The sequence below is a fragment of the Kribbella sp. CWNU-51 genome (genome assembly GCF_054073265.1).
On the sequence record NZ_JBSXMZ010000002.1, the window covers coordinates 52,568 to 78,838 of the forward strand.

The 26,271-nt window shown below is 69.3% G+C and carries 28 protein-coding genes; 16 read left to right on the plus strand and 12 right to left on the minus strand.

Features of this window, described 5'->3' with window-relative positions; genetic code table 11:
- The first annotated feature begins 2 nt into the window (after window positions 1–2).
- Complete coding sequence (gene hypB, locus ACXC9Q_RS00265) at window positions 3–743, plus strand: hydrogenase nickel incorporation protein HypB (RefSeq protein ID WP_457054419.1); 741 nt, start codon at window positions 3–5, stop codon at window positions 741–743.
- Here hypB and hypE read toward each other — a convergent pair.
- From hypE to ACXC9Q_RS00290, 5 genes are all read right to left on the minus strand, one after another.
- Window positions 740–1,831 (minus strand): hydrogenase expression/formation protein HypE, encoded by a 1,092-nt coding sequence (gene hypE / locus ACXC9Q_RS00270; RefSeq protein ID WP_457054420.1) that lies wholly within the window; start codon window positions 1,829–1,831, stop codon window positions 740–742. The genes hypB and hypE overlap by 4 nt on opposite strands.
- Complete coding sequence (gene hypD / locus ACXC9Q_RS00275) at window positions 1,824–2,942, minus strand: hydrogenase formation protein HypD (RefSeq protein WP_457054421.1); 1,119 nt, start codon at window positions 2,940–2,942, stop codon at window positions 1,824–1,826. Before hypD ends, hypE begins: the two co-directional genes overlap by 8 nt.
- A complete protein-coding gene (locus ACXC9Q_RS00280) occupies window positions 2,939–3,274 on the minus strand; it encodes a HypC/HybG/HupF family hydrogenase formation chaperone (RefSeq protein WP_457054422.1) in 336 nt (111 codons plus the stop codon). The genes hypD and ACXC9Q_RS00280 overlap by 4 nt, the downstream gene beginning before the upstream one ends.
- On the minus strand, window positions 3,265–5,562 hold the full coding sequence (hypF, locus tag ACXC9Q_RS00285; protein WP_457054423.1) for a carbamoyltransferase HypF: 2,298 nt from the start codon (window positions 5,560–5,562) through the stop codon (window positions 3,265–3,267). Before hypF ends, ACXC9Q_RS00280 begins: the two co-directional genes overlap by 10 nt.
- Window positions 5,563–5,639: 77 nt before the next feature.
- On the minus strand, window positions 5,640–6,107 hold the full coding sequence (locus tag ACXC9Q_RS00290) for a helix-turn-helix domain-containing protein (RefSeq protein WP_457054424.1): 468 nt from the start codon (window positions 6,105–6,107) through the stop codon (window positions 5,640–5,642).
- 176 nt (window positions 6,108–6,283) lie between these two features.
- Between ACXC9Q_RS00290 and ACXC9Q_RS00295 the strand changes: the two genes are divergently transcribed.
- From ACXC9Q_RS00295 to ACXC9Q_RS00335, 9 genes are all read left to right on the plus strand, one after another.
- A complete protein-coding gene (locus tag ACXC9Q_RS00295; RefSeq protein ID WP_457054425.1) occupies window positions 6,284–7,351 on the plus strand; it encodes an NADH-quinone oxidoreductase subunit B family protein in 1,068 nt (355 codons plus the stop codon).
- A 4-nt stretch (window positions 7,352–7,355) separates the two neighbouring features.
- Window positions 7,356–9,161 carry a nickel-dependent hydrogenase large subunit gene (locus ACXC9Q_RS00300; RefSeq protein ID WP_457054426.1) on the plus strand — a complete coding sequence of 602 codons (1,806 nt, stop codon included), beginning with the start codon at window positions 7,356–7,358 and terminating at the stop codon, window positions 9,159–9,161.
- A 26-nt stretch (window positions 9,162–9,187) separates the two neighbouring features.
- Window positions 9,188–10,027 carry a NifU family protein gene (locus ACXC9Q_RS00305; protein ID WP_457054427.1) on the plus strand — a complete coding sequence of 280 codons (840 nt, stop codon included), beginning with the start codon at window positions 9,188–9,190 and terminating at the stop codon, window positions 10,025–10,027.
- Window positions 10,024–10,692 carry a DUF5947 family protein gene (locus ACXC9Q_RS00310; RefSeq protein ID WP_457054428.1) on the plus strand — a complete coding sequence of 223 codons (669 nt, stop codon included), beginning with the start codon at window positions 10,024–10,026 and terminating at the stop codon, window positions 10,690–10,692. Before ACXC9Q_RS00305 ends, ACXC9Q_RS00310 begins: the two co-directional genes overlap by 4 nt.
- The gene (locus ACXC9Q_RS00315; protein WP_457054429.1) at window positions 10,685–11,317 is read left to right on the plus strand and encodes a DUF6084 family protein; all 633 of its coding nucleotides are present in this window, start codon (window positions 10,685–10,687) and stop codon (window positions 11,315–11,317) included. Before ACXC9Q_RS00310 ends, ACXC9Q_RS00315 begins: the two co-directional genes overlap by 8 nt.
- On the plus strand, window positions 11,314–12,606 hold the full coding sequence (locus ACXC9Q_RS00320; protein WP_457054430.1) for a hypothetical protein: 1,293 nt from the start codon (window positions 11,314–11,316) through the stop codon (window positions 12,604–12,606). The genes ACXC9Q_RS00315 and ACXC9Q_RS00320 overlap by 4 nt, the downstream gene beginning before the upstream one ends.
- Window positions 12,603–13,109 (plus strand): hydrogenase maturation protease, encoded by a 507-nt coding sequence (locus ACXC9Q_RS00325; RefSeq protein ID WP_457054431.1) that lies wholly within the window; start codon window positions 12,603–12,605, stop codon window positions 13,107–13,109. The genes ACXC9Q_RS00320 and ACXC9Q_RS00325 overlap by 4 nt, the downstream gene beginning before the upstream one ends.
- Window positions 13,110–13,214: 105 nt before the next feature.
- The gene (locus tag ACXC9Q_RS00330; RefSeq protein WP_328523799.1) at window positions 13,215–13,433 is read left to right on the plus strand and encodes a HypC/HybG/HupF family hydrogenase formation chaperone; all 219 of its coding nucleotides are present in this window, start codon (window positions 13,215–13,217) and stop codon (window positions 13,431–13,433) included.
- Window positions 13,430–14,134: a DUF6390 family protein gene (locus ACXC9Q_RS00335; RefSeq protein ID WP_457054432.1), complete on the plus strand. Its 705-nt coding sequence runs from the start codon at window positions 13,430–13,432 to the stop codon at window positions 14,132–14,134. Before ACXC9Q_RS00330 ends, ACXC9Q_RS00335 begins: the two co-directional genes overlap by 4 nt.
- Here ACXC9Q_RS00335 and ACXC9Q_RS00340 read toward each other — a convergent pair.
- Genes ACXC9Q_RS00340 through ACXC9Q_RS00350 form a run of 3 tightly spaced genes read right to left on the minus strand, consistent with a single transcriptional unit; the run spans window position 14,086 to window position 16,186 of the window.
- On the minus strand, window positions 14,086–14,487 hold the full coding sequence (locus ACXC9Q_RS00340; protein ID WP_457054433.1) for a helix-turn-helix domain-containing protein: 402 nt from the start codon (window positions 14,485–14,487) through the stop codon (window positions 14,086–14,088). The two genes, ACXC9Q_RS00335 and ACXC9Q_RS00340, sit on opposite strands and share 49 nt — an antisense overlap.
- 44 nt (window positions 14,488–14,531) lie before the next feature.
- A complete protein-coding gene (locus tag ACXC9Q_RS00345; protein WP_134123154.1) occupies window positions 14,532–14,810 on the minus strand; it encodes a muconolactone Delta-isomerase family protein in 279 nt (92 codons plus the stop codon).
- The gene (locus ACXC9Q_RS00350) at window positions 14,807–16,186 is read right to left on the minus strand and encodes an NAD(P)H-quinone dehydrogenase (RefSeq protein ID WP_457054434.1); all 1,380 of its coding nucleotides are present in this window, start codon (window positions 16,184–16,186) and stop codon (window positions 14,807–14,809) included. Before ACXC9Q_RS00350 ends, ACXC9Q_RS00345 begins: the two co-directional genes overlap by 4 nt.
- A gap of 31 nt (window positions 16,187–16,217) precedes the next feature.
- Between ACXC9Q_RS00350 and ACXC9Q_RS00355 the strand changes: the two genes are divergently transcribed.
- Window positions 16,218–16,679, plus strand: a complete 462-nt coding sequence (locus ACXC9Q_RS00355; RefSeq protein WP_328523803.1) for a gamma-glutamylcyclotransferase — start codon at window positions 16,218–16,220, stop codon at window positions 16,677–16,679.
- A gap of 13 nt (window positions 16,680–16,692) precedes the next feature.
- Window positions 16,693–18,327, plus strand: coding sequence for a phospho-sugar mutase (locus tag ACXC9Q_RS00360; protein ID WP_457054435.1), 1,635 nt, complete (start codon window positions 16,693–16,695; stop codon window positions 18,325–18,327).
- Window positions 18,328–18,416: 89 nt separating this feature from the next.
- Here the strand turns inward: ACXC9Q_RS00360 and ACXC9Q_RS00365 are convergent, their stop codons facing one another.
- From ACXC9Q_RS00365 to ACXC9Q_RS00380, 4 genes are all read right to left on the minus strand, one after another.
- Window positions 18,417–18,869, minus strand: coding sequence for a hypothetical protein (locus ACXC9Q_RS00365; protein WP_457054436.1), 453 nt, complete (start codon window positions 18,867–18,869; stop codon window positions 18,417–18,419).
- A 181-nt stretch (window positions 18,870–19,050) separates the two neighbouring features.
- Window positions 19,051–19,974: a neutral zinc metallopeptidase gene (locus ACXC9Q_RS00370; RefSeq protein WP_457054437.1), complete on the minus strand. Its 924-nt coding sequence runs from the start codon at window positions 19,972–19,974 to the stop codon at window positions 19,051–19,053.
- A gap of 112 nt (window positions 19,975–20,086) precedes the next feature.
- Window positions 20,087–20,989: an alpha/beta hydrolase gene (locus ACXC9Q_RS00375; protein ID WP_457054438.1), complete on the minus strand. Its 903-nt coding sequence runs from the start codon at window positions 20,987–20,989 to the stop codon at window positions 20,087–20,089.
- Window positions 20,989–21,549, minus strand: a complete 561-nt coding sequence (locus tag ACXC9Q_RS00380; protein ID WP_457054439.1) for a PH domain-containing protein — start codon at window positions 21,547–21,549, stop codon at window positions 20,989–20,991. Before ACXC9Q_RS00380 ends, ACXC9Q_RS00375 begins: the two co-directional genes overlap by 1 nt.
- A gap of 46 nt (window positions 21,550–21,595) precedes the next feature.
- On the opposite strand from ACXC9Q_RS00380, the gene deoC reads away from it, so the two are divergent.
- From deoC to ACXC9Q_RS00400, 4 genes are read left to right on the plus strand one after another with little or no spacing between them, the layout of a single operon-like run.
- A complete protein-coding gene (deoC, locus tag ACXC9Q_RS00385; RefSeq protein WP_329484497.1) occupies window positions 21,596–22,552 on the plus strand; it encodes a deoxyribose-phosphate aldolase in 957 nt (318 codons plus the stop codon).
- Window positions 22,553–22,555: 3 nt separating this feature from the next.
- Window positions 22,556–23,992, plus strand: a complete 1,437-nt coding sequence (locus tag ACXC9Q_RS00390; RefSeq protein ID WP_457054440.1) for an aldehyde dehydrogenase family protein — start codon at window positions 22,556–22,558, stop codon at window positions 23,990–23,992.
- A complete protein-coding gene (locus ACXC9Q_RS00395; RefSeq protein ID WP_457054441.1) occupies window positions 23,982–24,857 on the plus strand; it encodes an aldehyde dehydrogenase family protein in 876 nt (291 codons plus the stop codon). Before ACXC9Q_RS00390 ends, ACXC9Q_RS00395 begins: the two co-directional genes overlap by 11 nt.
- 40 nt (window positions 24,858–24,897) lie before the next feature.
- Complete coding sequence (locus ACXC9Q_RS00400; RefSeq protein WP_457054442.1) at window positions 24,898–25,911, plus strand: S66 family peptidase; 1,014 nt, start codon at window positions 24,898–24,900, stop codon at window positions 25,909–25,911.
- Window positions 25,912–26,271: the final 360 nt, after the last annotated feature.

Below are 26,271 nucleotides of genomic sequence, written 5' to 3' on the forward strand. Positions count from 1 at the left end.
CGGTGCACGCGCACGCCCATCCGCACGACCACGCCCACCCGCACGATCAGGACCACCCGCACGAGCACCCCCATGACCACCAGCACCCGCATGAGCACGAGACCAGGACAGTGCTGCTCGAGCAGGACATCCTGGCGAAGAACGATCTGCTCGCCGCGGCCAACCGGCACCGGCTGACCGAGCACGCCGTCACCGCGATCAACCTGATGAGCTCACCGGGCTCCGGCAAGACGACCCTGCTGGAGCGCACCGTCCGCGACCTCGCCGGTCGCCGCGAGACCCTCGTCATCGAGGGCGACCAGGAGACCTGGCTGGACGCCGAGCGGATCCGCGCGACCGGCAGCAGGGTGGTGCAGATCAACACCGGCGCCGGTTGTCACCTGGACGCGGAGATGCTCGACCGGGGCCTGCTCGAGCTCGCCCCGCCCGACGGTTCGCTGGTCTTCGTCGAGAACGTCGGCAACCTGGTCTGCCCAGCCCTGTTCGACCTCGGCGAGTCGGCCCGGGTGGTGATCATCTCGGTCACCGAGGGCGCGGACAAACCGGCGAAGTACCCGTACATGTTCCGCACCGCCGATCTCGTCCTGCTGAACAAGATCGACCTGCTCCCGTACGTCGACTTCGACGTCGACCTGTGTCTGGACCTGATCCGGCGGCTGCAGCCGGACGTCGAGCTGCTCCCCATTTCCGCGACCCGCGGCGACGGCCTCGACGCCTGGCACAGCTGGCTAGCAGCTCGCTAACAGATCCTCGGCAACTGCTCCCCGATCGGTGTGTCGACCACCCGAGTCGCACCGAAGGCTGTCTTCGTCACGACCATCCCCGGATGCGCCTCCACGCACTCGCCGATCACCGCCGCGTCCGCACCCAGCGGATCCGCCCGCATCGCCGCGAGTACGGCGTCCGCGTCGTCCCGGGCCACGATCGCGAGCAGTTTGCCCTCGTTCGCGACGTACAGCGGATCCAGTCCGAGGAACGCGCAGGCGTTGGCGACCGTCTCCGGCACCGGCAGCGCGCTCTCGACCAGCTCGATGCCGACCCCGGCCGCCTTGGCGATCTCGTTCAGGGAGGTCGCCACGCCTCCCCGGGTCGGATCGCGCAGCACGTGCAGGTCGGTGCAGACGGCAAGCATCGCCGCCACCAGCCCGTTCAGCGGGGCGCAGTCGCTGACCACCTCGGTGCCGAACGAGATCCCCTCGCGCACGCTCATGATCGCGATCCCGTGCACCCCGATCTGGCCGCTGACGATGACCACATCCCCCGGAGCGGCTCGCTGCGGCCGGATGTCCACGCCGGCCGGTACCAGCCCGACTCCGGCGGTGTTGATGTAGACACCATCGCCATGACCCGCGTCGACCACCTTGGTGTCGCCGGTCGCGATCGTGACGCCCGCCCGGCGCGCGGCGGCCCCGAGGTCCGTCGCGATCCGGCCGACCACCGTCAGCTCGACGCCCTCCTCGAGGATGAAACCGCAGGACAGGTACGCCGCCTGCGCGCCACTCATCGCGAGGTCGTTGACCGTGCCGTTGACGGCGAGGTCCCCGATGCTGCCGCCCGGGAAGAACAACGGCTGCACGACGAACGAGTCGGTCGAGAACGCCAACCGGGCCTCGCCGAGCGTGAACACGGCAGAGTCCGTCAGCCCCCCGAGCACCGGATTCGTGAACGCGGGCAGGAAGAGATGCTCGACCAACTCGCCCGACATCTGTCCGCCGCCCCCGTGGCCCATCACGACCGCAGGGTGATCGCGTAACGGCAGCGGACAGGTCCATCCGTCGAAGTCCGGCGGATGGGGCATCGCGGGATCCGGCAACATCACCTGTTCAGCCACCGGTCGTCACCACCTCTGCAGGCATCTCCAGCCGGCGGTAGAGGTAGTACGCCGCACACGCGCCCTCACTCGACACCATCGTCGCGCCGAGCGGGTTGCGTGGTGTGCAGAGCGTCCCGAACGCCGAGCACTCGTGCGGCTTGATCAGCCCTTGCAAGACTTCACCACTGCGGCACACCGTCGACTCCTGCGTGGTGATGTCGCGCACCTGGAAGCGGTACTCGGCGTCGTACTCGCGGTACCGCTCGGACAACCGCCAGCCGCTCTGCGGGATCATCCCGATCCCCCGCCAGGCCCGGTCGGTGGTCTCGAACACGTCGGCCAGCATCGCCTTCGCGGCCGGGTTGCCCTCGTCGCGTACTGCGCGCCGGTACGCGTTCTCGACCACGTGCTCGCCCTTCTCGAGCTGGCTGACCGTGCGCAGGATCCCGGCCAGGATGTCCAGCGGCTCGAACCCGGTGACCACGATCGGTACGCCGTACCTGTCCGCGAGCTCGGGGTATTCCGTCGTACCCATCACGCTGCAGACGTGGCCGGCGGCGAGGAAACCCTGGACCCGGCAGCTGGGCGACTGCATGATCGCCTCGATCGCCGGCGGCACCCGGACGTGCGAGACGAGCAGGCTGAAGTTCGGGATACCGAGCTTCTTGGCCTGGTAGACGGTCATCGCGTTCGGCGGCGCGGTGGTCTCGAAGCCGATGCCGAAGAAGACCACCTGCTTGTCCGGGTGCTGCTGGGCCAGCCGGAGCGCGTCGAGCGGCGAGTAGACCACCCGGACGTCACCGCCCTGGCTCTTGATCCGGAACAGGTCGCGCCCGCTGCCGGGCACCCGCAGCATGTCGCCGAACGAGCAGAAGATCACGCCCGGCTGGGAGGCGATCTCGAGCGCCTTGTCGATGATCTCCAGCGGGGTGACGCAGACCGGGCAGCCCGGGCCGTGGATCATCTCGACGCCGTCCGGCAGCAACTGGTCGATGCCGTGCCGGACGATCGTGTGCGTCTGGCCGCCGCAGACCTCCATCATCGCCCACGGCTTCGTCGCCGTGGCGTGGATCTGGTCGACCAGCTTCCTGGCCAGGACCGGATCGCTGAACTCGTCGAGGTACTTCATCGCGGCACCTCCCCCATCTCGTCGGCGCGCTGCCACTCGGTCCCGGGCGGGCGGCGCTCGCCGGCCTGCCGCGCCGCCAGTCCCCACTGGTCGCCGAACTCCTCCTCCAGCGCGCCGAGCTTGCGGTACAGCTCGAGCGACTGCATCGCGGATTCCTCGTCCAGGCGCTGCAACGCGAAGCCGACGTGGACGATGGTGTACTCACCCACCTCCAGATCGGGCAGGTACTCCAGGCAGACGTCCTTCAGCACACCGCCGAAGTCCACCCGGCCCATCCGGGTACCGTCCTCCTCCCGGATCTCCACGACCTTCCCCGGTACGGCTAGACACATGATGTCCCCTCCCTGCGGGCGCGGGCCGCGACCGCCAGCTGTCCCAGCGCGAGTCCGGCGTCCGTCGGGGGCACCCGGCGGTGGCGCAGGACGGTGAAACCGGCCGCGGTCAGTGCCGCGGTAGTTGCCGATAGCAACACTCGGTTGACGAACACACCGCCGGACAGGGCGACGGTGGACAGTCCTCGGGCGGCGCGGGCCCGCTCGGCCAGCGTCACCATCAGTTCGGCCAGCGCCCGGTGGAAGCGGGCGCCCACGACACCCGGCGCCACCCCGGCCAGCACATCCCGGACAACACCGGCCAGCACCGGCGCCGGATCGATCTCCTCCCCCGCGATCGCGAACTCGTACGCACCGAGCCCCCGATCGGTCGAGGTCAGTCCCTCCAGCTCGATCGCGGCCTGCGCCTCGTACCCGGCCCGGTGACACACCCCGGCCAGCGACGAGACCGCATCGAACAACCTGCCCATGCTGGACGTCGGCGCACACGCGATGTCCTTGGTCAGCTGGGCGTCGAGCAACTCCAGCTCCGGCCCGCCGCAGGCGCGCATCGACGGCAGACGCGGATCCCAGGGCAGCCCGGCGGCGCGCAGATGCGACAACGCCATCCGGCACGGATTGCGAACCCCCGCGTCGCCGCCCGGTAGCGGCACGTACTTGAGGTGTGCGTCCCGGACGAATCCGTCATAGTCGGCCAGCAGTACTTCGCCACCCCAGACCGCACCGTCGTCCCCGAACCCGGTCCCGTCGAAGGCGAACCCGATGACCTTGCCAAAGTGGCGGTGTTCAGCCATCACCGACGCGAGGTGCGCGTGATGGTGCTGGACCCCGATCACCTCTCGACCGGCCGCATTCAGGTGTGCCCAGTGCCGGGACCGGTACGACGGATGCTTGTCCGTCACGAACACCTCGGGCCGGACCCCGGTCAGTTGCTCGAGGTGCCGCTCAGCCCGTTCGAAGGCCTCGAGCGTGGCCAGGTCGTCCATGTCCCCGACGTGCGCCGAGAGCCAGGCGTACTGCCCATCGCCGAGACAGAACGTGTTCTTCAGATCTCCACCGACCGCCAGCGCGGGCCGGACCGGGACCGGCAGATCGATCGGGAACGGCGCATACCCGCGGGACCGCCGGACCGGCAGCTCGGTCCTGTCCACGATCCGTACGACGGAGTCGTCGCACGGCACGTGGATCGGGCGATCGTGACCGAGCCAGGCGTCGGCCAGGCCGGCCAGTCGGGTCTCGGCCTCCTCGTCGTCCGTGACAATCGGCTCACCGGACAGGTTGCCGCTGGTCATCACCAGCACACACGGGCCGGGCTGGTCGAACAGCAGCTGGTGCAACGGGGTGTACGGCAGCATTACGCCGAGATCGGGGTTGCCGGGGGCAACGGCTTCGGCGACGGCCGCACCGGGCCGGCGCCGCAGCAGCACGATCGGGTGCCGGATGCCGGTGAGCAGTTCCTCCTCCGCGTCGTCGACCAAGGCGATCCGCCGGGCCGCGTCGAGATCGGCGGCCATCACGGCGAACGGCTTGTCACCACGGTCCTTACGCTTCCGCAGCGTGGTCACCACTGCCTGGTCACCGGCGTCGCAGACCAGGTGGTAACCGCCGAGCCCCTTGACCGCGACGATCGCGCCGTCGATCAGCAGCGCGTGTGCGGCCGCCAGCGCGTCCTCGTCGTACGCCGTCTCGAGGCCGGGCTGGACCAACTGCAACTGGGGACCACAAGCGGGGCAGGCGATCGGCTGGGCGTGGAACCTGCGGTCGGCCGGATCGGCGTACTCGCGGGCGCAGTCCGGGCAGAGCGGGAAGTCGGCCATCGTGGTGGCCGGCCGGTCGTAGGGCAGACCGGTGATGATCGTGAAGCGCGGACCGCAGTTCGTGCAGCTGATGAACGGATGCCGGTAGCGCCGGTCGGACGGGTCGGCGAACTCGGCCAGGCAGTCGGCGCAGGTCGCGACATCCGGCGAGACCAGCGTCCGGCCCGGTCCGGCAGTGGAGTCGAGGATGACGAACTCGGTCCCGCCGACCAGCGGCAGCGGCTCCAGGGCCACGGTCGCCATCACGGCCAGGGGCGGCGCGTCGGTGCGCACGCGGCGGCCGAAGGCGTCGACCGCGGCCGCCGGTCCCTCGACCTCCGCGATCACTCCGGCGGCGGTGTTGCCGACCTGGCCGGACAGCCCGAGCTCACGGGCCAGCGAATAGACGAACGGACGGAAGCCGACGCCCTGGACGACGCCGGTGACCAGCACGCGGCTGCGGACACGCTCTGAATCGTTCGTGAGGCTCACCCCGGCGGGCGAAAATGACGAATTCCGCGATCAGCGGATAATTCGCACACTAAACCCGGACCCGGAACCACGCCAGATCACGGACCGAAGATCTCGTGCACCCGGCGGAGGTCCCGCAACCGCGGTTCGGTGTCGCCGCGCAGCCACCGGCTGATGGTCCGCACCGACACCCCGATCCGCTGCGCGGCCGCCTGCTGGGACAAACCCTGACCGCGGAGTACGCCGTTCAGCCAGTCCGCGAACGGCTCCGACGCGGTCTGCACCCGGCGGACGCCGGCGCCGTGCAGCACCTCGACCTCCACGCCGTCGGGGAAAATCCGCACGGTCACGTCGAAGACGCCGTCCTTCGGTCCGGCGGCAGCCAGCAGCGCGGTGGTGATCGCGTCGTACAGCGCCTGGTTCTCTTCTGCCTCGAGGGTGACCGGGTCGAGGGCCTCGCGGACGAACTGCTCGGCGTCCGGGATCGAACCCGGCCGCGCCGGGAACGCTTGCGACGCGACGACCACCGGCGAGACGAACACCTCACGGCCGGGATCGTCGTCCATTGAGCAAGAATACGGGCCGAACGACGCCTGAAAGCCGCCCCGGGAGGGTCCCGGAATCCGGGAATCGGGGATTTCCGGACACCGCCATAAATACCTGACACATGTGTCTGTCGGACCGATCGGTACCGACGTACGGTCGAAAAGGCCGGGCAATTCCCGGCGAGGAGGGCGGGGTCGTGTCCACCACACTGGAACCGGATCAGGCGCAGGAGACCGACGAGGGTGTGGTGCACATCCTCTGGATGAACGGCGGACTGAGCTGCGACGGTGACTCGGTCGCCCTGACCGCGGCCACCCAGCCCAGCATCGAGGAGATCGTCCTCGGCGCCCTGCCCGGGCTGCCGAAGATCGCGGTGCACTGGCCGCTGATCGACTTCGAGTGCGGCCCGGAGACCGGCGCGGACAACTTCATCGCCTGGTGGCACAAGGCCGACCGCGGTGAGCTGGAGCCGTTCGTCCTCGTGGTCGAGGGCTCGATCCCGAACGAGGCCATCCACGCGGAGGGCTACTGGGCCGGCTTCGGCAACAACCCGGCCACCGGGCAGCCGATGAAGACGTCCGAGTGGCTGGACCGCCTCGCCCCGAAAGCCACCGCGGTGGTCGCCGTCGGCACCTGTGCGACGTACGGCGGGATCCACGCGATGGCCGGTAATCCGACCGGCGCAATGGGCGTACCCGACTACCTGGGCTGGAGCTGGAAATCCAAGGCCGGCCTGCCGATCGTCTGTGTGCCAGGTTGCCCGATCCACCCCGACAACCTGTCCGAGACGCTCGTCTATCTCCTGTACCAGGTGGCCGGGCAGGCCCCGATGATCCCGCTCGACGCCGAACTGCGACCGCAATGGCTGTTCGGCCGGACCGTGCACGAGGGCTGCGACCGGGCCGGGTACTACGAGCAGGGCGACTTCGCCAAGGAGTACGGCTCGCCCAAGTGCCTGGTGAAGCTGGGCTGCTGGGGCCCGGTGGTCAACTGCAACGTACCCAAGCGCGGCTGGATCAACGGCGTCGGCGGTTGCCCGAACGTCGGCGGCATCTGCATCGCCTGCACGATGCCCGGCTTCCCGGACAAGTTCATGCCGTTCATGGACGAGCCGCCCGGCAGCAAGGTCTCCACCGCCGCGAGCCTGGTCTACGGCACGGTGATCCGCCGGCTGCGCAAGTTCACCCAGAACACCAGCAACAAGGAACCCAAGTGGCGGCGCAAGGGGTCCGACCTCGCCACCGGCTACGAGAAGGTCTGGTAACGCCATGACCACCACCGACCCGAAGGTCAAGCCCGCCACGAGTGACTCGAAGAGCTCCGACGTCGTCGAGATGGCGTGGGACCCGATCACCCGGATCGTCGGCAGCCTGGGCATCTACGCCAACGTCGACTTCAAGCAGAAGACCGTCCAGGAGTGCCACAGCACGTCGTCGATCTTCCGCGGCTACAGCATCTTCATGAAGGGCAAGGACCCGCGCGACGCGCACTTCATCACCAGCCGGATCTGCGGGATCTGCGGCGACAACCACGCCACCTGCTCGGTCTACGCGCAGAACATGGCGTACGGCGTCGCGCCGCCACACCTCGGCGAGTGGATCATCAACCTCGGCGAGGCCGCGGAGTACATGTTCGACCACAACATCTTCCAGGAGAACCTGGTCGGGGTGGACTACTGCGAGCGGATGGTCAAGGAGACCAACCCGGGCGTGCTGGAGCTGGCGAACCGGACCGAGGCGCCGCACGCCGGCGACCACGGGTACCGGACCATCGGCGACATCATGCGCTCGCTGAACCCGCTGGAGGGCGACTTCTACCGCGAGGCGCTGCACGTCAGCCGCTACACGCGCGAGATGTTCTGCCTGATGGAGGGCCGCCACGTCCACCCGTCCACGCTCTACCCCGGCGGGGTCGGCACGGTCGCCACGATCCAGCTCTTCACCGACTACCTGACCCGGCTGATGCGCTACATCGAGTTCATGAAGAAGGTCGTGCCGCTGCACGACGACCTGTTCGACTTCTTCTACGAGGCGTTGCCCGGCTACGAGCACGTCGGCGAGCGCCGGATCCTGCTCGGCTGCTGGGGCAGCCTGAACGACCCGGCGATCTGCGACTTCAAGTACCAGAACATGGAGGCGTGGGGCAGGCGGATGTTCGTCACCCCGGGCGTGGTGGTGGACGGCCAGCTGGTCACCAACAGTCTGGTCGACATCAACCTCGGCCTGCGGATCCTGCTCGGCAGTTCGTACTACGACGACTGGGCCGACGGCAGTCACGAGAAGTTCGTCGACATCGACCCGCTCGGCAACCCGATCGACGTCCGGCACCCGTGGAACCAGCACACGCTGCCGAAGCCACAGAAGCGCGACTTCTCGAACGCCTACAGCTGGACGATGTCGCCGCGCTGGTTCGACGGCAAGGACCACCTGGCCCTCGACACCGGCGGCGGCCCGATCGCCCGCCTGTGGTCGACGGCCCTGTCCGGCCTGGTCAACACCGACTACATCCAGGCCACCGGGCACAGTGTGAAGATCCAGCTCCCGCGGACGGCACTGAAGCCGGCCACGGAGTACGAGTGGAAGATCCCGCGCTGGAGCAACGCGATCGAGCGGAACCGGGCCCGGACGTACTTCCAGGCCTATGCGGCCGCGCTCGCGCTGCACTTCTGCGAGAAGGCGATGGCCGAGGTCCGGGCCGGCCAGACCGAGACCTGGACACCGTTCAAGGTGCCGGACGAGGCGATCTCCTGCGGCTTCACCGAGGCGGTCCGCGGGGTGCTCTCGCACCACATGGTGATCCGCGACGGCAGGATCGCGAACTACCACCCGTACCCGCCGACCCCGTGGAACGGCAGCGTCCGGGACTCCTACGGCACGCCCGGCCCGTACGAGGACGCGGTCCAGAACACGCCGATCTTCGAGGAGAACCCGCCGGACCGGTTCAAGGGCATCGACATCATGCGTGCGGTCCGCAGCTTCGACCCCTGCCTGCCGTGCGGTGTGCACATGTTCGTCGGCAACGGACGGGAGAAAACCCACCTGCATTCCCCCTCGATCGCGGTCAAGCCTTACTGACCCTGCAAAGGACCGGGAGAGCTGCTATGGACCGGCACGACGTCCAGGAGTTGAGTGAACGGATCGACGTCCTGCTGGACGAGGTCCAGCGGCGCGCCGATCCGGCCCTGGCCGCGAAGGTGGAGGAACTGGTCCGCGCGGTGCTCGCATTGCACGGCGCCGGCCTCGAACAACTGCTGAACCTGCTTGACGAGCCGCAGGTTCGGCAGTTGGTCGGGGACGACCTGGTCGCCGGACTCCTGTTGCTGCACGACCTCCACCCCGACGACGTCGCGACCCGGATCCAGGGCGCGCTGGACTCGGTCCGGCCGTACCTCGGCTCGCACGCCGGCGGCATCGACTACCTCGGCATCGACGACGACGGTGTCGTCCACCTGAGCCTGCAGGGCAGCTGTGACGGCTGCCCGGGTTCGACCGCCACCGTCCGGCTGACGGTCGAGAACGCCGTCCTGGACGCCGCGCCGGAGGCCGTCGCGGTCGACGTCGCGGGCATGGTCAAGGAGAAGCAGAGCCTCCTGACCATCGAGCCGTTCCGCCCCCACCGGGACGGCTGGCACCAGCTGGACCTGGTCCCACCCCTCGACCAGGTCCAGCACCTGACCGTCGGTGGCCTCGACGTGCTGGTGGCCAACCGCGCTGGCACGTTCTTTGCCTACCGCAACAATTGCCCGATGTGCTCGTCCGCCTTGCACCACGGGCAGTTGGACGGCGACCGGCTCATCTGTCCACGCTGCACCGCGGAGTACGACGTACGCCTGGCCGGGCGTGCGCTCGCACCTGAGGGGGCACCGCCACTCGAAGCGCTGCCGCTGCTGCCCGAAGGCGCGGGCTGGAAGATCGCGATCCCGGGGGTGCAGCCGGCGTGAGACCGTCGCCGACGCTGCGATCACTAGCGCAGAAGAAGCAGCGGCCGACCGTCGATCCGGTCGCGGTGCTCCGTGAGTTCACCGGTGGGGTGCGCGAGCAGGCCGCGCCGGGTGAACAGTGCGAGATGTGCGCCGTGCCGATCGGACCTGAGCATTCGCACCTGGCCGACGTACCGGGGCACCGGCTGCTGTGCACCTGCCGGGCCTGCTACCTGTTGTTCACCGAGGGCGGCGCGTCGCACGGGCACTACCGCGCGGTGCCGGATCGCTACCAGTCCAACCCGGATTTCACGCTGTCCCCGGCGCAGTGGGACGCGATGGGGTTCCCGGTGAACCTGGCGTTCCTCTTCTACCAGTCCGATCAGTCCCGGTACGTCGCCTTCTACCCGAGCCCCGGTGGAGCCACCGAGTCGCTGCTCGACCTGGCCGGCTGGGACGAGATCGTGGCCGGCGATCCCCGGCTGCAGAAACTGGTCCCGGATGTCGAGGCCGTGCTGTTGCGTCGGCTGGACGACGGGTTCGCGTGCTACCTGGTCCCGATCGACGCCTGCTACGAGCTGGTCGGGCTCGTGCGCCAGTACTGGGAGGGCTTCGCCGGCGGCGAGGACGTCTGGCGGCGGATCGACGACTTCTTCGCGCGGATCCAGGAGCGCAGCCGTGGTTGACCTGGACTTCACCTGCACCGGCGCGGAGGCCGACCGGTACGCCGCCACCCCGGCCATCCGGATGCGACTGCGGATCGAGGAGACGACCGGTACGCCGGTGCACGCGCTGGCGTTGCGCTGCCAGATCAGGATCGAGCCGATCCGCCGCCGCTACAACGACGAGGAGGCCGAGGGGCTCGCGGATCTGTTCGGCGACCGCGCTCGCTGGGGCGAGACCTTGAAGCCGCTGCAGCTCGCGTTCGTCACCCAGATGGTGCCGGGCTTCACCGGCGCGACCGAGGTCGACCTGAATCTGCCCTGCAGCTACGACTTCGACGTCGCCGCGAACAAGTACCTGTACGCCGTGCGCGAAGGCGGCGTGCCGCTGCTGATGTTGTTCAACGGGACAATCTTCACCGGCCGGCCCGGCACTCTCTCCGTGACGCCGGTCGCCTGGCAGAAGGAGGCGACGTACCAGCTGCCGGTGGCGGTGTGGCGGGACGCGATGGACCAGCACTTCCCGGGTGCCGCGTGGCTGCGGTTGCGGCAGGACGTGTTCGACCGCTTGTACCGCTACCGCGTCCGGGAGGCGTTGCCCGGCTGGGACGACGCGATCGAGCGGCTGCTGAAGGAGCAGTTGGAATGAACGGGTTCGACGCGGTCCAGCAGATCGCGGATGCGTTGTTGTTCGAAGGCTATGTGCTGTACCCCTATCGCGCGTCGGACGGGAAGAACCGGGTGCGCTGGCAGTTCGGTGTGCTGATGCCGCCGGACTACTGCGTGGTGGATCCGTCCGAGCGGGGCTGGTCGCAGACCGAGTGCCTGCTCGACGGCGACCAGGCCGTGCTCTCGGTGCGCGTACGGTTCCTGCAGGCGCAGCGCCGTACGGTCCTCGATGCCGACGAGGTCGAGGTCGCCTCGCTGCAGACCGATGAGGCGACCTACCTGCCGTGGGACGAGGCCGTGGTGCGGACCGTCGATCTCCGGGCCGACCTGACGGAGCTGCCGCAGCTGGTGCCGTTCCGGATCCCCGGCGGCACCGAGACCGAGGCCGTCGGGACAACCGGCTTCCTCCGCCGGACCCGGTTGCCGGTCACCGGGACCGTTGCCTTGAGCATCACACCGCTGCCCGGCCCGTACGGCGCCGCGCGGCTGCGGATCCGGGTCGAGAACAACACGCCGGACAGCAGTTCGGAACGCGTCGGAGCGCTGCGGCAGGCCTTGATCGCCCACCACGTCCTGGTGGCCGCCGAGGGCTGCCGCTTCCTCTCACTGCTGGAACCACCCGAGTGGGCCACCGCCTACGCGGCCGGTTGTGACAACGCCGGCCTGTACCCGGTGCTGGCCGGCGACCTGCTGCTGTCGTCGCCGATCATCCTGTACGACCACCCGCGGATCGCGCCGGAGAGTCAGGGCGATCTGTTCGACGCCACCGAGATCGACGAGATCCTCAGCCTGCGCGCGATGACGCTGACCGACGACGAGAAGCGCGAGGTCCGCGGCACCGACCAGCGCGCGGCCGAACTGCTGGCGCGGGTCGACTCGATGCCGCCGGAGCTGATGGACCGGCTGCACGGCACGATCCGCTACCTGCGCAAGGTGACCGAGCCGGAGCCACCGCCGCCCGACACGCCGTGGTGGGATCCGGGCAACGACAGCACGGTTTCTCCGGAGACGGACACGGTGCTGGTCGGCGGGGTTGCCGTTGGCAACGGTTCCCGGGTGCGGCTGCGGCCCGGGATCCGGCGGGCGGACGCCCAGGACATGTTCCTCACCGGCCGCCTCGGCACGGTGGTCGCCGTACTGTCCGACGTCGATGGCGAGACCCACGTCGCGGTCGCACTGGACGGCGAGGAGGGCGAGGTCCAGCGGGCGCACGGCCGCTACCTGTACTTCAGCCCGGACGAACTCGAGCCCTTGGTAGGTGCAGGATGACGATTCTCGTGGCCGGACTGGGCAACGTGTTCTGCAGTGACGACGCCTTCGGTGTCTCGGTCGTCGAGGAACTCGCCCGGCGGAGCCTGCCGGCCGGGGTCGAGGTGCGGGACTTCGGGATCCGCGGCATCCACCTGGCCTACCAACTGCTCGAGCCGTACGACCTCGTCGTCCTGATCGACGCGGTCGAGCGAGGCGGCCCGCCGGGGACGCTCTACCTGATCGAGGCCGAGCCGGCCGCTGAGCCCGGGCCGGAGGTGAGCATGGACGCCCACGACCTCGGTCCGGACGCCGTGCTCTCGCTTGTACCGCGACTCGGTGGCACCGTGGGACCTGTGGTCGTGGTCGGGTGCGAGCCGGCGGGTATCGACGCCGGGATCGGGCTGTCACCGTCCGTGCAGGACTCGGTCGGGACCGCGGTGCAGATGGTGATCGACCTGGTCACCGGACAGGTCGCCGTACCGGCTGACGGGCCGGTCGGCGTGACGGAGGGGAAGTTGTGATGCGCTGGATGCTGTTGGCAGTCGTGGTCGTCGTCCTCGTCGTCCTGGGGTACTACGGCATCGAGGACATGCGGCGGTACTACCGGGTGAGGGGCATGTAGTCCGATGTGCCTGGGCATTCCGGGCCGGGTGGTCGACTGCCCGGAGGGCGCGGACCTCGGCCAGGTCGAGGTGGCGGGCGTCGTCCGGGAGATCAACCTGTCCCTGCTCGACGGCCCGTTCGTCCCCGGTGAGTACGTGCTGATCCACAGCGGCTTCGCGCTCGAGCGGATGTCGCGGGAGCGGGCCGCCGACGCGCTGGCGTTCTTCGGGGCCGAGCTGTGACCGGACCGGCGCTGTTCGTCCGGTACGCGTTCGCGCCCAACCGGCTCGGGTACTGCGGCCCCGCCGACGCCGGCGCCCTGCTCGAGTACGGCGCTCTGGGCCGGGTGGACAACGGCTTCCGCGCACTGGCGCAGCAGTTCGAGGGCGCCTGGCCACAACTGCGCCTGATCGCCTCAGCCACCGGTACGGCGGATCCGCTCGACCGCGAGGTGGTCGAGGCGTACTGGATCGGCAACCGCCTGCTCGACCGGGCCGGCGACACCGGTGGCGGGCTGCCACATCACAGCTTCGCGGTGTTCTGCCTGTACCCGTGGGCCGACCTGCTCGACGACGAACGCAGTACGGCGCAAGCCCTGCGCGTGCTCGACCAGTGCCGGATCCGCTGGGGACAGGTGATCGCGGACACCGGCGAGCAGGTCGTGGTCGAGTCGCGTCCGCTGCAGTGGGACGGGCTGCGGCTCCTCCTCGGTTCACCACGCCAGGAGACCGCGATCCGCGGCTTCGACGGCGTCGACCTGATCGAGCCGTTGGCCCCGGGCGACTGGGTCTCGCTGCACTGGGGCTGGGTCTGCGACCGGCTGACGCCGGCCCAGTTGGTTGCTCTACGCCACTATTCGGCCCATCACCTGCGGCTGGTGAACGAGCGGTTGGGTCAGCGGCGCGGCGGGCGCGCGGGGATATCCGGGCCGAGGATCCAGTGACTGTCCGGCTGGCCGACGACGCCCGCTGAGTTCAGCACGGCGGGCCGGGCCACCGGTCGGTTCGTCGGCAGGCCGGACCGGTCGGGCTCCCAGCAGGCCGGATCCTCGGTCAGGCCGAGCAGATAGGTGACCGTGCAATCGAGTGCGACGGCGAGCTCGGGCAGCCGGACCACGTCGACACCGGCGCCGTGCTCGAAGCTGGACAGGGTCTTGTTGGTGGTGCGGATCCCGCGGCGGGCCAGTCGGCTGACCAGTTGCTTCTGGGTCAGGCCGAGTTGCAGCCGACGGGCACGGAGCCGATGGCTGACGACCAGATGCCGGTCGACAGCGACCTCGCTGCGATCCTCGAACATGGGTCACCCCCTGCAGCCACGATCCACCGGCCCCCGCGACCGCGTCAATCGCCCGGGCGGCCGGAATCCATCTCGGCGAGGGCATGCACGGTGTAGCGCGCGAAGTTGAACACCGGCGCCCGGCCGAGCAAGCGCTCGAACTCCTCGTGCGAGTCCACCTCGTAGATCCACGCACCGCCGTGCGATCCGACCACGTGATACCGCGCCAGCACCTTCCCCTCGCGCTCGAGGCGCTCGCCGTACTCCGGCATCGCGCCGACGGCCCGGGCCATCTCCGGGGAGAGCAGGCTCAGCTCCATCTGCCAGAGCACCAGGAACTTCATGAGCGGAGGTGCAGCCTTCGGGCGGCCTCAGCGACCGAGCCGGAGACCGACGGGTAGACGGTGAAGGCCTGGGCGACCTGGTCCACGGTGAGACGCGCGCCGACGGCCAGCGAGATCGGGTGGATGAGTTCGCTGGCGCGCGGGGCGACCACCACGCCGCCGACCACGATGCCGGTGTTGGGCAGGCAGAACAGCTTCACGAAACCGTCCCGGACGCCCTGCATCTTGGCCCGGGCGTTGTCGGCGAGCGGCACCTTCACGACCATCGCCGTACTGCCGCCGGCGTCGACCACCGCCTGGGTCAGGCCGACGGTGGCGATCTCCGGGGCGGTGAAGACGTTGGCCGACACGGTCGACTGGTCCAGCGGGGTGACCGCGTCGCCGAGTGCGTGGGCCATCGCGATCCGGCCCTGCATGGCCGCGACCGAGGCGAGCATCAGTACGCCGGTGCAGTCGCCGGCCGAGTAGACGCCACGGGCCGTGGTCCGGGACACCCGGTCGACCTGGACGAAGCCGCCCTCGGTCAGCGACACGCCCGACTCGACGAGATTCATGCCGTCGGTGTTCGGCAGCGATCCGACCGCGAGCAGCGCGTGCGAGCCCTCGACCGTCCGGCCGTCGGTCAGGGTCACCACGACGCCGTCGCCCTGCCGCTTGACCGACTCGGCCCGGGACTTGCTCAGCACGGTCAGGCCGCGCCGCTTGAACACGTCCTCCAGGACTGCCGCCGCGTCAGCGTCCTCACCGGGCAGCACCCGGTCCCGCGACGAGACCAGGACGACGTCGCTGCCGAGAGCGTCGTACGCGCTGGCGAACTCCGCGCCGGTGACGCCGGAGCCGACCACGATCAGCCGCTCGGGCAGCTCGTCGAGCTCGTAGACCTGCTCCCAGGTCAGGATCCGCTCGCCGTCCGGCTCCGAACCCTGGAGGATGCGCGGCCTTGCACCGGTGGCGATCAGGATCACGTCCGCGTCCAGCCGCTCGTCGCCGACGACGACGGCCTCCGGCCCGTCCAGCCGGCCGCGGCCCTTGACGATCCGGACCTTGTCGCGGTCCAGCCGGCGCTCGATGCCCTCCGACTGGGCGGTGGCCAACGCCTTCACGCGCTTGTTCACGACCGACAGATCGACCCGTACCGAATTCGCCGGGTCATCGTCACCGTCGTCCAGCCGGACCCCGAGCTCGCCGGCCTCCTCCACCTCGGTCATCACCTCCGCGGTGGCGATCAGCGTCTTGCTCGGGACGCAGTCGGTGAGCACGGCGGATCCGCCGATCCCGTCGGAATCGACAACCGTCACCTCGCCCCCGAGCTGGGCGGCCGCACTGGCCGCTTCGTACCCGCCGGGACCGCCTCCGATGATCACAACTCGCGCCACGGGAGGTCATTCTTCCGTATCCTGTGTCTCCGTGACCCTGTACGCCGCGTTTGCGTCGAATCTGGACCCGAACCTGATGGCCGAGCGGTGCCCGTACTCCCCCCTGCGCGGGACCGGCTGGCTGCACGGCTGGCGCCTCACCTTCGGCGGCGAGGAGCTCGGCTGGGAGGGCGCCATGGCCACCGTCGTCGAGGACCCGTCCGACCCGGCCAACCAGGTCTTCGTCGCGCTGTACGACGTCCACCCCAAGGACGTCGAGCGGCTGGACGAGTGGGAGTGGATCGACCAGGACGTCTACAGCAAGATCCAGGTCCGGGTGCAGACCCTGGACGGCGAGCAGCTGGCCTGGATGTACGTGCTGAACGCCTACGAGGGCGGCCTGCCGTCGGCCCGCTACCTCGGCATCCTCGCCGAGGCCGCCGAAGCCGCCGGCGCCCCGGACGACTACGTCGCCGACCTCCGCGCGCGCCCCTGCCAATCGTCAGGTCATTAGTTATCGTGCGGAGGTGACCGATGACCTCCGTGCCGCCGCCGAAGCCTGGCTGAGCGAAGATCCCGACCCCGACACTCGCGCCGAGCTCCAGCAGTTGCTGGCGGCCGATGACACCGCCGAGCTGGCCGACCGGTTCGCCGGCACCCTCGAGTTCGGTACGGCGGGACTCCGCGGTGCCATCGGCGCCGGACCGAACCGGATGAACCGGGTGGTCGTGATCCGCGCCGCCGCCGGCCTCTGCGCCTATCTGAAGGGCAAGGGCCTCACCAGCGGCCCGGTCCTGATCGGGTACGACGCCCGGCACAAGTCGGACGTGTTCGCGCGGGACACGGCCGCCGTGGTCCGGGGCGCCGGGCTGGACGCCGTACTGCTGGATCGGCCGACGCCGACCCCGGTGATCGCCTTCGGGATCAGGCATCTGAAGGCTGTCGCCGGAGTGGTCGTGACGGCGTCGCACAACCCGCCGCAGGACAACGGGTACAAGGTCTACCTGGGCGACGGGTCGCAGATCGTCCCGCCCGCGGACGCGGAGATCGCAGCCGCCATCGCGGCGGTCGGCCCGCTGGACTCGGTGCCGCGCGGCGACGACTGGCAGACGACCGGCGACGACCTCCTGAACGCCTATCTGGACCGGATCGCCGAGCTGGTGCCGGCGGACGCGCCGCGGGACCTGAGCGTCGCCTACACGCCGCTGCACGGGGTCGGCCGGCTGCTGGTCGAGGGCGCGGTCGCTCGCGCGGGGTTCGCCGTACCGGCGGTGGTGGCATCACAGGCGGACCCGGATCCGGACTTCCCGACCGTCTCCTTCCCGAACCCCGAGGAGCCGGGCGCGATCGACGCGGCGCTCGAGCTGGCCCGGTCGATGAACGCGGACATCGCCGTCGCGAACGACCCGGACGCCGACCGGTGTGCGGTCGCCATCCCCGATGCCTCGGCCGAAGCCGGCTGGCGGATGCTGCGCGGGGACGAGCTGGGCGCGCTGCTCGGTGAGTTCCTGCTGTCCGCACAGCCCGACGGGGTCGCCGCGTGCTCGATCGTCTCGTCGTCCCTGCTCGGCAAGATCGCGGCGTCGTACGGCGTGCGGTACGCCGAGACGCTGACCGGGTTCAAGTGGATCGGGCGGGTGCCGGACCTCGTCTTCGGGTATGAGGAAGCGCTCGGGTACTGCGTCGACCCGGCCGCGGTGAAGGACAAGGACGGGATCTCCACACTGGTCCGCGTCCTGCAGCTGGCCGCGCGGGCCAAGGCCGAGGGGCGCACGTTGCAGGATCTGCTGGACGACCTCGCGGTCAAGTACGGTCTGCACGCGACGGACCAGCTGTCCGCGCGAGTCGAGGACCTGTCGCTGATCAAGACCGCGATGGACCGGCTCCGCGCCACTCCGCCCGCGTCCCTGGGCGCTTACACGGTCGAGCGGATCGACGATCTCAGCCAGGGCTCGGAGTCACTGCCCCCGACCGACGGGCTGCGCTACACGCTGTCCGACGGCGCCCGGGTCGTTGTTCGGCCATCAGGCACCGAGCCCAAGTTGAAGTGCTACTTGGAAGTGGTCGTCCCAGTCACCACCGACATAGCCGCCGCCCGTACTGAGGCGACCGTCGCGCTGGCCGGCATCAAGGTCGACCTGGCTGCCGCGGCAGGTATCTAAAACGCGTGAAACGTCAGCCGCTGGCCGTCGTGGTCAGCGGCTGACGTTCGAAAGAACGAGAGCACCTGGCGGGTGGCTCCCGCGGCGGGTCAGCGGGCGGCGGCCGCCGCGGCCTCGGCCTCTTCGGTGCGCAGCGAGCTCTGCAGCGAGGAGTGCAGGATCCGCAGCGTGCTGGTCGACTGCATCAGCGCGTCCCGCTCGTCCGGGTTCCGGTTGGCGAGGTTGGAGATCTCGTTGATGCTCGCCTCGATCCGGGCGATCCGGTCCGCGACCGAACCCTCCTGGCTGCTGGCCTTGCGGATCGCATCGGACGTGACCGTCCAGACGTCCTCCTTGTCGTTGGTCCGCCGGGACATGTCGACCATCTGGGCCAGCGCGGCCAGGTCGTGGTCGACCTGGGTCCGCTCCACCGGAGCGATGATCCCGGCAGTCGCCTGGCGCAGGCGGGTGACGTGACCGGACAGCTCCGACCAGCTGCACCGACCGCTCTTGATCTTGTCCAGCACCTTCGCGTACTCGGTGTTGAACTCGTCGTAGTTCACTGTCCTTGACTCCTGCCGTTCGACGCTCGACTCGGAAACTCTACGGCGTGCGATCCCGAAACAAGTAACCACACAATCGCAGATCGTGCAGGTGTCTCCAAAACGCAACAGCCGCCCGGTACGCCAACGCGCACCGGGCGGCCGAGTTACGTTACTGCCGGACCTCGAGCGGGTGCTGAGGTCAGGCGACGTACGCCGACGAGGCGTTGAAGGTGTTGCAGTTGCCCGCGACGGTGTAGCTGTGCTTCGCGTTGAAGCCGGCGGTCGACCAGAACGCGTGGTTCTTCGTCGAGCCGTGGTCACGAACGCCACCCGGCTGGTCGCCCATGTGGCTGACCAGGTAGTTGAACTGCACCAGCAGGCCACCGCTCATCGGGTAGTACCGCTTGTTCGCGCCGATGTAGGCCGCGCCCAGGCAGGAGGCCTGCAGCTCGCGGCGACGGCTCTCCTCGAGCCGCGCGGCGTTGGTGCTGAAGGCGTTCTGACGCGTCCAGGACGCGTTCAGGATGCCGGTCAGGAACTGGACGTGGTGACCGTACTCGTGCGCCATCATCTGCGTCGCCCACGCCCGCGCGTAGGTCGGGTTCGACTTCCACTGCGCGATGATCTGGGACGCCGGGATGTAGATGACGCCGTTGTTGCCGCTGCAGTAGTAGCCGGTCGTGTTATTCACCGTGCCGCAGAGGGTGGCGATCTTGGTGGCGGTGGTGACGACCAGCTTCGGCTTCACCTTGTAGGCCGCGCCGGCCGCCTTCAGCGGGACGGCCCAGGCCGCGTACATGCAGGTCCACAGCTGGGTGTCGTAGGCCTGGACGCCCGCCAGGGTGCGGAGCGAGACGTTGACCTCCTTGCACTTCGACGGCGTGATCGCGGGGGTCTTGTAGAGGCGGTTGTAGCGGACGATGTTCGTCGTCGACGACTTGGTCGTCAGACCGTCACCGGCCGGCGGCGTGCCGACCACCTGGGCGGGCGTGTCGCCCGGAGCGGGCGTCGCGGCGGCGGCGGCCGGCGCAGCCTGCGCGTTCGGCAGCGCCAGAGCTGCGAAACCGGCCAGCGCTGCGACGCCGGCCAGGCCACGCACGGTGGTGCGGGAGAGGTTGAACATGAGCTCCACTCTCGATAATGAAGGGACTGTCAGAAGTCATCCTGGGGTGAACAGGGGTCCATTCCCGGGCTGGACAAGGGCTCTGACGCCGACCATCTCGCGCCAGTTCCCGTCACCCCGCAAGTTCCCCGCCGAGAAACCGCAATTGGTCAGGAAGCATGCGCCGCCAGTAACCAGCGGTGTGTGCTCCCGCCTGCTCTGCGCCCGCCGCCCGCAACTCCACCCGCAAGTCCTCAGCCGCCCCCGCGAACGGATCGTCCCGCCCACAATCGATGCGCACAGCAACATCCTTGAAGTCGTCCCGGCGACCCAGAACCTGGTTGTCGCCGAAGTCATCTGCCCCGTCGAACGCACCCGGAGCAGCGTCGCCGAAGTGACGCCAGAGCGCCGGACTCAGCGCCCCGACCGCGACCGCCGTCCGATCCACCGGGGCCTCTCGCTGCAAGAAGTCGCGCGCGGCGAACAGCAGGGCGCCGAAGCCGCCCATCGACCAGCCGAGCAGGCCGTATCGCTCGGTGCGCAGGCCACGCTTCGCCAGCAGCGGCAGCAACTCCTGGTCGAGCATGACGATCGGGTCGTCCCCGGTGAGCCGCGCATGCCAGTAGTTGTCCTGCCCACCGTCCAGAGTCGCCAGCGCGAACGGCCGAGCACCCGCCTGGACGGCGGCGGTCAGGTAGCGGTCGATGCCGAGGTCGTTGATTGCGGACGTGTGGTCGCCGCCACGACCGTGCAAGACAAGTACGACCGGCAACTCCGCCGACGGACTCTGGCCGTGCGGATAGATGACGCTGTAGCCGACCGTCGTACGGCGAGCAGAGGACGCGAACGTATCCGACACCACCGGTCCTGCCGGGACGTCGGGGACTGTGCCGTCGGGGCCGGTCAGGCCGAGGGTTCTGTGGATGCCGGCTCGGCCTGGGAGGACTCCTGTTTCCAGGGCGGTGACTGCTGCGGCGCTGGTGACGGCAGCGGCCGCTGCCGTGCGGAGGAGCGCACGGCGGGACAGCAGCGGCATCAGCGCAGCAGCGCCGCCACCACGGCGACGACCGCGAGGACTCCGATGGCGATCAACTCCGGGCGGGCCCAGCTGGTGACCACCTCGCCGCCGGCCTGTTCGCCGTACTGGTTCATGTGGGTCTCGATCCGGTCGACGACGAAGTCGGCGCGGGAGATCGAGCTGTCTTCCGGGAGCCTGGCGCCGCCGACCCGTTGCTTGCGAACGTCACGCATGACGAGTACGACGCCAGGAGCCCGGAACCTGTCGTCGCCGGCGTGCACCCGCAGGATGTCGGCGACGTCGACCCCGGTCACCTTCGACCAGGGGATCTCGTGGTCGCGCAGGTGGTTACGCAGCAGGATGTGCTGAGGGCTGAGGGTGACCGACGGGCGGATCAGGAAGACGTAGGCCAGCACCATCACGATGCCGATCACACAGGCGACCAGGAGACCGCTGGCACTCCGCCACTCCACCACGATGTCGATCAGCGCCAGTACGCCGATCCCGACCACCAGGAACCCGGTGATCCGGTTCGACGTCGACAGGTACCGCTCGGTGTCCGATGACTTCGACTTCACCAGCACAAAATAACCGGCATGGTGGAACGGCACTAGACTGCCCAGGGTGACCACTCTCGACAGCGGCGTCGACTCGTTGGCCGACGTGACCTCGTCCGAGGACCGGCTGCGCCGGTTCCTGCTCGGCCTGCCGGGCGTCGACCAGGTCGGCGCCGAGGCCAGGGCCGCCACGCTGAGCACCCGGTCGATCAAAACCACCGCCAAGGCGTACGCGCTCGACCTGGCGATCCGGATGATCGATCTGACCACGCTCGAGGGGCAGGACACCCCGGGCAAGGTGCGGGCTCTGTGCGCGAAGGCGAAACGGCCCGACCCGGCCGATCCGACCGCGCCACCGGTCGCCGCGGTCTGTGTGTACCCGGACCTGGTGGCCACGGCCAAGCACGAGCTGCGCGGCTCCGGGATCAACGTGGCAAGTGTCGCAACCGCCTTCCCCAGTGGGCGTTCCAGCCTCCCGATCAAGATCCAGGACACCAAGGACGCGGTCGCGGCGGGCGCCGACGAGGTGGACATGGTGATCGACCGCGGCGCGTTCCTGTCCGGGCGGTACGGCCTGGTCTTCGACGAGATCGCCGCGATCCGCGAGGCGGCCGGCGACGCGCACCTGAAGGTGATCCTCGAGACCGGTGAACTGGTCACCTACGACAACGTCCGGCGCGCGTCCTGGCTGGCTATGCTCGCCGGTGCGGACTTCATCAAGACCTCGACCGGCAAGGTGTCCCCCGCGGCGACGTTGCCGGTGACGCTGGTGATGCTGGAAGCGGTCCGCGACTACCACGAGTCCACCGGCCTGCACATCGGCGTCAAGCCGGCCGGCGGCATCCGGACCGCGAAGGACGCGATCAAGTACCTGGTCACGGTCAACGAGACGGCCGGACCGGACTGGCTCGATCCGGAGCTGTTCCGCTTCGGGGCGTCCAGCCTGCTGAACGACCTGCTGATGCAACGCACCAAGCTGGCCACCGGGCACTACCCCGGCCCCGACTACTTCACGCTGGACTGAGGCATGAGCAGATTCGAGTACGCACCGGCCCCGGAATCGCGGGCCATCGTCGACATCAAGTCGTCGTACGGGCTCTTCATCAACGGCCAGTTCGTCGACGCGACGGACGGGAAGCCGTTCAAGTCGATCAGTCCGTCCTCGGAGGAGGTGCTCGCGGAGATCAGCGAGGCCGGTCCGGCCGATGTCGACAAGGCGGTGAAGGCGGCCCGCAAGGCGTTCGAGAAGGTCTGGGGCCCGATGGCCGGGCGGGACCGGGCGAAGTACCTGTTCCGGATCGCGCGGCTGATCCAGGAGCGTGCGCGGGAACTGGCGGTCCTGGAGTCGCTGGACAACGGCAAGCCGATCCGCGAGTCGCGTGACGTCGACATCCCACTGGTGGCCGCGCACTTCTTCTACTACGCGGGCTGGGCGGACAAGCTCGAGTACGCCGGGGCCGGCGACGACCCGCAGCCGTGGGGTGTCGCGGGCCAGGTGATCCCGTGGAACTTCCCGATGCTGATGCTGGCCTGGAAGATCGCCCCGGCGCTGGCCGCGGGCAACACCGTCGTACTGAAGCCGGCCGAGACCACCCCACTGACCGCGCTGGCGTTCGCGGAGATCTGCCAGCAGGCGGACCTGCCGCCGGGCGTGGTGAACATCGTCACCGGCGCCGGCCGGACCGGTCAGGCCCTGGTCGAGCACGAGGGAGTCGACAAGGTCGCGTTCACCGGGTCGACCGAGGTCGGCCGGGCGATCGCCAAGGCGGTCGCGGGCTCGGACAAGGCGGTCACGCTCGAGCTCGGCGGCAAGGCGGCGAACATCGTCTTCGAGGACGCGCCGATCGACCAAACCATCGAGGGCATCGTCAACGGCATCTTCTTCAACCAGGGCCACGTCTGCTGCGCGGGCTCGCGGCTGCTGGTCCAGGAGAGCGTGTACGACGAGGTGCTGTCCCGGCTGAAGCGCCGGATGGGCACGCTGCGCGTCGGCGACCCGCTGGACAAGAACACCGACATCGGCGCGATCAACTCCTCGGCCCAGCTGGCCAAGATCCGCGAGCTGTCGCAGATCGGCGAGGACGAGGGCGCCGAGCGCTGGTCGCCGGAGTGCGAGCTGCCGCCGCAGGGCTACTGGTTCCCGCCGACCGTGTTCACCGGCGTGTCCCAGGCGCACCGGATCGCCCGGGAGGAGATCTTCGGCCCGGTGCTGTCCGTGCTGACCTTCCGCACGCCCCAGGAGGCGGTCGAGAAGGCGAACAACACGCCGTTCGGACTGTCCGCCGGGATCTGGACCGACAAGGGCTCCCGGATCCTGTGGATGGCCAACCAGCTGCGCGCCGGCGTGGTCTGGGCCAACACGTTCAACCGCTTCGACCCGACCTCGCCGTTCGGCGGCTACAAGGAGTCGGGCTACGGCCGCGAGGGCGGTCGCCACGGTCTGGAGGCCTACCTTGCCCACTAAGGACAATTCGAGGCTCGAGGTGCGCAAGACCTACAAGCTCTACGTCGGCGGCGCGTTCCCGCGCAGCGAGTCCGGCCGGTCGTACGTCGTGAACGATGCCAAGGGCAAGTTCCTGGCGAACGCGTCGCAGGCCTCCCGCAAGGACGCCCGGGACGCGGTGGTCGCGGCCCGCAAGGCGTTCGGCGGCTGGTCGGCACGCACGGCGTACAACCGCGGCCAGGTGCTCTACCGGATCGCCGAGGTGATGGAGGGCCGGCACGAGCAGTTCAGTGCCGAGGTGGCGTCGTCGGAGAGTCTGTCGATCAGCAAGGCCCGCGCGGTCGTGGACGCGTCGATCGACCGCTGGGTCTGGTACGCCGGCTGGGCCGACAAGCTGGCCCAGGTGGTCGGATCCAGCAACCCGGTGGCCGGCCCGTACTTCGACTTCTCGTTGCCCGAGGCAACCGGTGTGGTCGCGGTGCTGGCGCCGCAGGACTCCAGCCTGCTCGGCCTGACCAGCGTGATCGCGCCCGCGATCGTCTCCGGCAACACGGTCGTCGCGGTCTCGTCGTACGCGCGTCCGTTGCCGGCTGTGACGCTGGGCGAGGTGATGGCGACGTCCGACGTACCGGGCGGCGTGGTGAACATCCTCACCGGCTCCGCGTCCGAGGTCGGCCCGTGGCTGGCGTCGCACATGGACGTCAACGCCATCGACCTGTGCGGGATCGAGGAGCCGGACGAGGCCCGCGACCTGGAGGCCGCGGCCGCCGACAATCTCAAGCGGGTACGCCGGCCCGCCGAGGAGGACTGGACCGAGTCCCCGGGCCTGTCCCGACTCACGCAGTACCTGGAACTGAAGACGGTCTGGCACCCGATCGGCGTCTGAATCGATCCCGCCTGGACCGGAAGCGTCGTACAGTCGCGGCATGGTTCAGCCTGGTGACAAGGTCGCGATCGTCTCACCGTCCCGTGGGCTGCCGGAGATCTTTCCGGGGCCTTACGAGCTCGGCCTGCGGCGGTTGCGCGACGACTTCGGCCTGATCCCGGTCGAGTATCCGACGACCCGTGTGCTCGGGGCGTCCCCGCAGGCGCGGGCCGCCGACCTGCACGCGGCCTGGTCGGACCCGTCGATCCGCGCCGTGATCGCAACCATCGGCGGCGACGACCAGCTCACCGTGCTGAAGCACCTCGATCCCGGGGTGTTCCAAGCGAACCCGAAGCCGTTCTTCGGGTACAGCGACAACACGAACCTGCTCAACTTCCTGTACTCGTTGGGCTTGCCGGCCTTTCACGGCGGCAGCGTGATGGTCCAGTTCGGCCGCGGCGGCGCGATGCACCCCGACTCCGAGCGGTCGCTGCGGGCCGCGCTCTTCACGCCGGGCGAGTTCGAGCTGACGCCGGCCGCGGAGTGGACCGACCACGACCGCGACTGGGCCGATGCGGCCACCCTGGAGACCGAGCCGCCGATGTTCCCGGGCACCGGCTGGACCTGGCAGGGCACGGAGCCCGTCAGCGGGAAGCTCTGGGGCGGCAACCTGGAGATCCTCGACTGGCAACTGTCCGCCAACCGCTGGATGCTGCCGACGGACTCCTATGGCGGCGTGCTGTTCCTGGAGACCAGCGAGGAGATGCCCGGCTCGGAGATGGTCTACCGGATCCTGCGCAATCTCGGTGAACGCGGCCTGCTCGAGCGCTTCGACGCCGTCCTCTGGGGCCGTCCGAAGTCCTGGTCGCTGGAGAACCACTTCACGCCCGAGCAGTCCGTCGCCTACATCACCGGCCAGTACCTCGCGGTCGACCGTGCCCTCGCCGAGTACAATCCGGACGCGCTCGTGGTCAAAGGCCTCGACATCAGCCACACCGACCCACAACAGGTCCTCCCGTACGGCGGCGAGGTCCGCATCGACCCGTCCGCAGAACGGATCACGGTCACCTACTGATCGCAGCTCCAGTCACAGACGACCCCGGAACGCGTACCGCGGTCAAAGGGGCTGTGGGGTCGCGGCTCCGGGCTGCGTGATGGTGCTAGTCGTGGTGGTGTGGGTCAAGTGCGCCTTCGGCGTCCCTTCGGGATCTTCGACACTTGACCCACACCACCACGACCAGGGAAGGATCGCAGCTATGCCCGGAGCCGCTCACCCGAGTGGTCACACGAGCACGGTGATCCTCGAGCGACTGCGACGGCGGAACAGCGCCGCGGTAATCCGCCGAGTGGGGTTTGGGGAGGGTTTTACCCCCGTAGTGGGACAAAACCCTCCCCAGTCCATGCCAACCCCGGTCCCGCGACCGCCATCCGGCAC

Excerpts from the sequence above, each read along its gene's own strand:
- hypD (WP_457054421.1), bottom strand. The coding sequence starts at position 2,942 with ATGAAGTACCTCGACGAGTTCAGCGATCCGGTCCTGGCCAGGAAGCTG.
- ACXC9Q_RS00280 (WP_457054422.1), bottom strand. The coding sequence starts at position 3,274 with ATGTGTCTAGCCGTACCGGGGAAGGTCGTGGAGATCCGGGAGGAGGAC.
- ACXC9Q_RS00290 (WP_457054424.1), bottom strand. The coding sequence starts at position 6,107 with ATGGACGACGATCCCGGCCGTGAGGTGTTCGTCTCGCCGGTGGTCGTC.
- ACXC9Q_RS00300 (WP_457054426.1), top strand. The coding sequence starts at position 7,356 with ATGACCACCACCGACCCGAAGGTCAAGCCCGCCACGAGTGACTCGAAG.
- ACXC9Q_RS00305 (WP_457054427.1), top strand. The coding sequence starts at position 9,188 with ATGGACCGGCACGACGTCCAGGAGTTGAGTGAACGGATCGACGTCCTG.
- ACXC9Q_RS00320 (WP_457054430.1), top strand. The coding sequence starts at position 11,314 with ATGAACGGGTTCGACGCGGTCCAGCAGATCGCGGATGCGTTGTTGTTC.
- ACXC9Q_RS00325 (WP_457054431.1), top strand. The coding sequence starts at position 12,603 with ATGACGATTCTCGTGGCCGGACTGGGCAACGTGTTCTGCAGTGACGAC.
- ACXC9Q_RS00330 (WP_328523799.1), top strand. The coding sequence starts at position 13,215 with ATGTGCCTGGGCATTCCGGGCCGGGTGGTCGACTGCCCGGAGGGCGCG.
- ACXC9Q_RS00340 (WP_457054433.1), bottom strand. The coding sequence starts at position 14,487 with ATGTTCGAGGATCGCAGCGAGGTCGCTGTCGACCGGCATCTGGTCGTC.
- ACXC9Q_RS00345 (WP_134123154.1), bottom strand. The coding sequence starts at position 14,810 with ATGAAGTTCCTGGTGCTCTGGCAGATGGAGCTGAGCCTGCTCTCCCCG.
- ACXC9Q_RS00370 (WP_457054437.1), bottom strand. The coding sequence starts at position 19,974 with ATGTTCAACCTCTCCCGCACCACCGTGCGTGGCCTGGCCGGCGTCGCA.
- ACXC9Q_RS00375 (WP_457054438.1), bottom strand. The coding sequence starts at position 20,989 with ATGCCGCTGCTGTCCCGCCGTGCGCTCCTCCGCACGGCAGCGGCCGCT.
- ACXC9Q_RS00390 (WP_457054440.1), top strand. The coding sequence starts at position 22,556 with ATGAGCAGATTCGAGTACGCACCGGCCCCGGAATCGCGGGCCATCGTC.
- ACXC9Q_RS00400 (WP_457054442.1), top strand. The coding sequence starts at position 24,898 with ATGGTTCAGCCTGGTGACAAGGTCGCGATCGTCTCACCGTCCCGTGGG.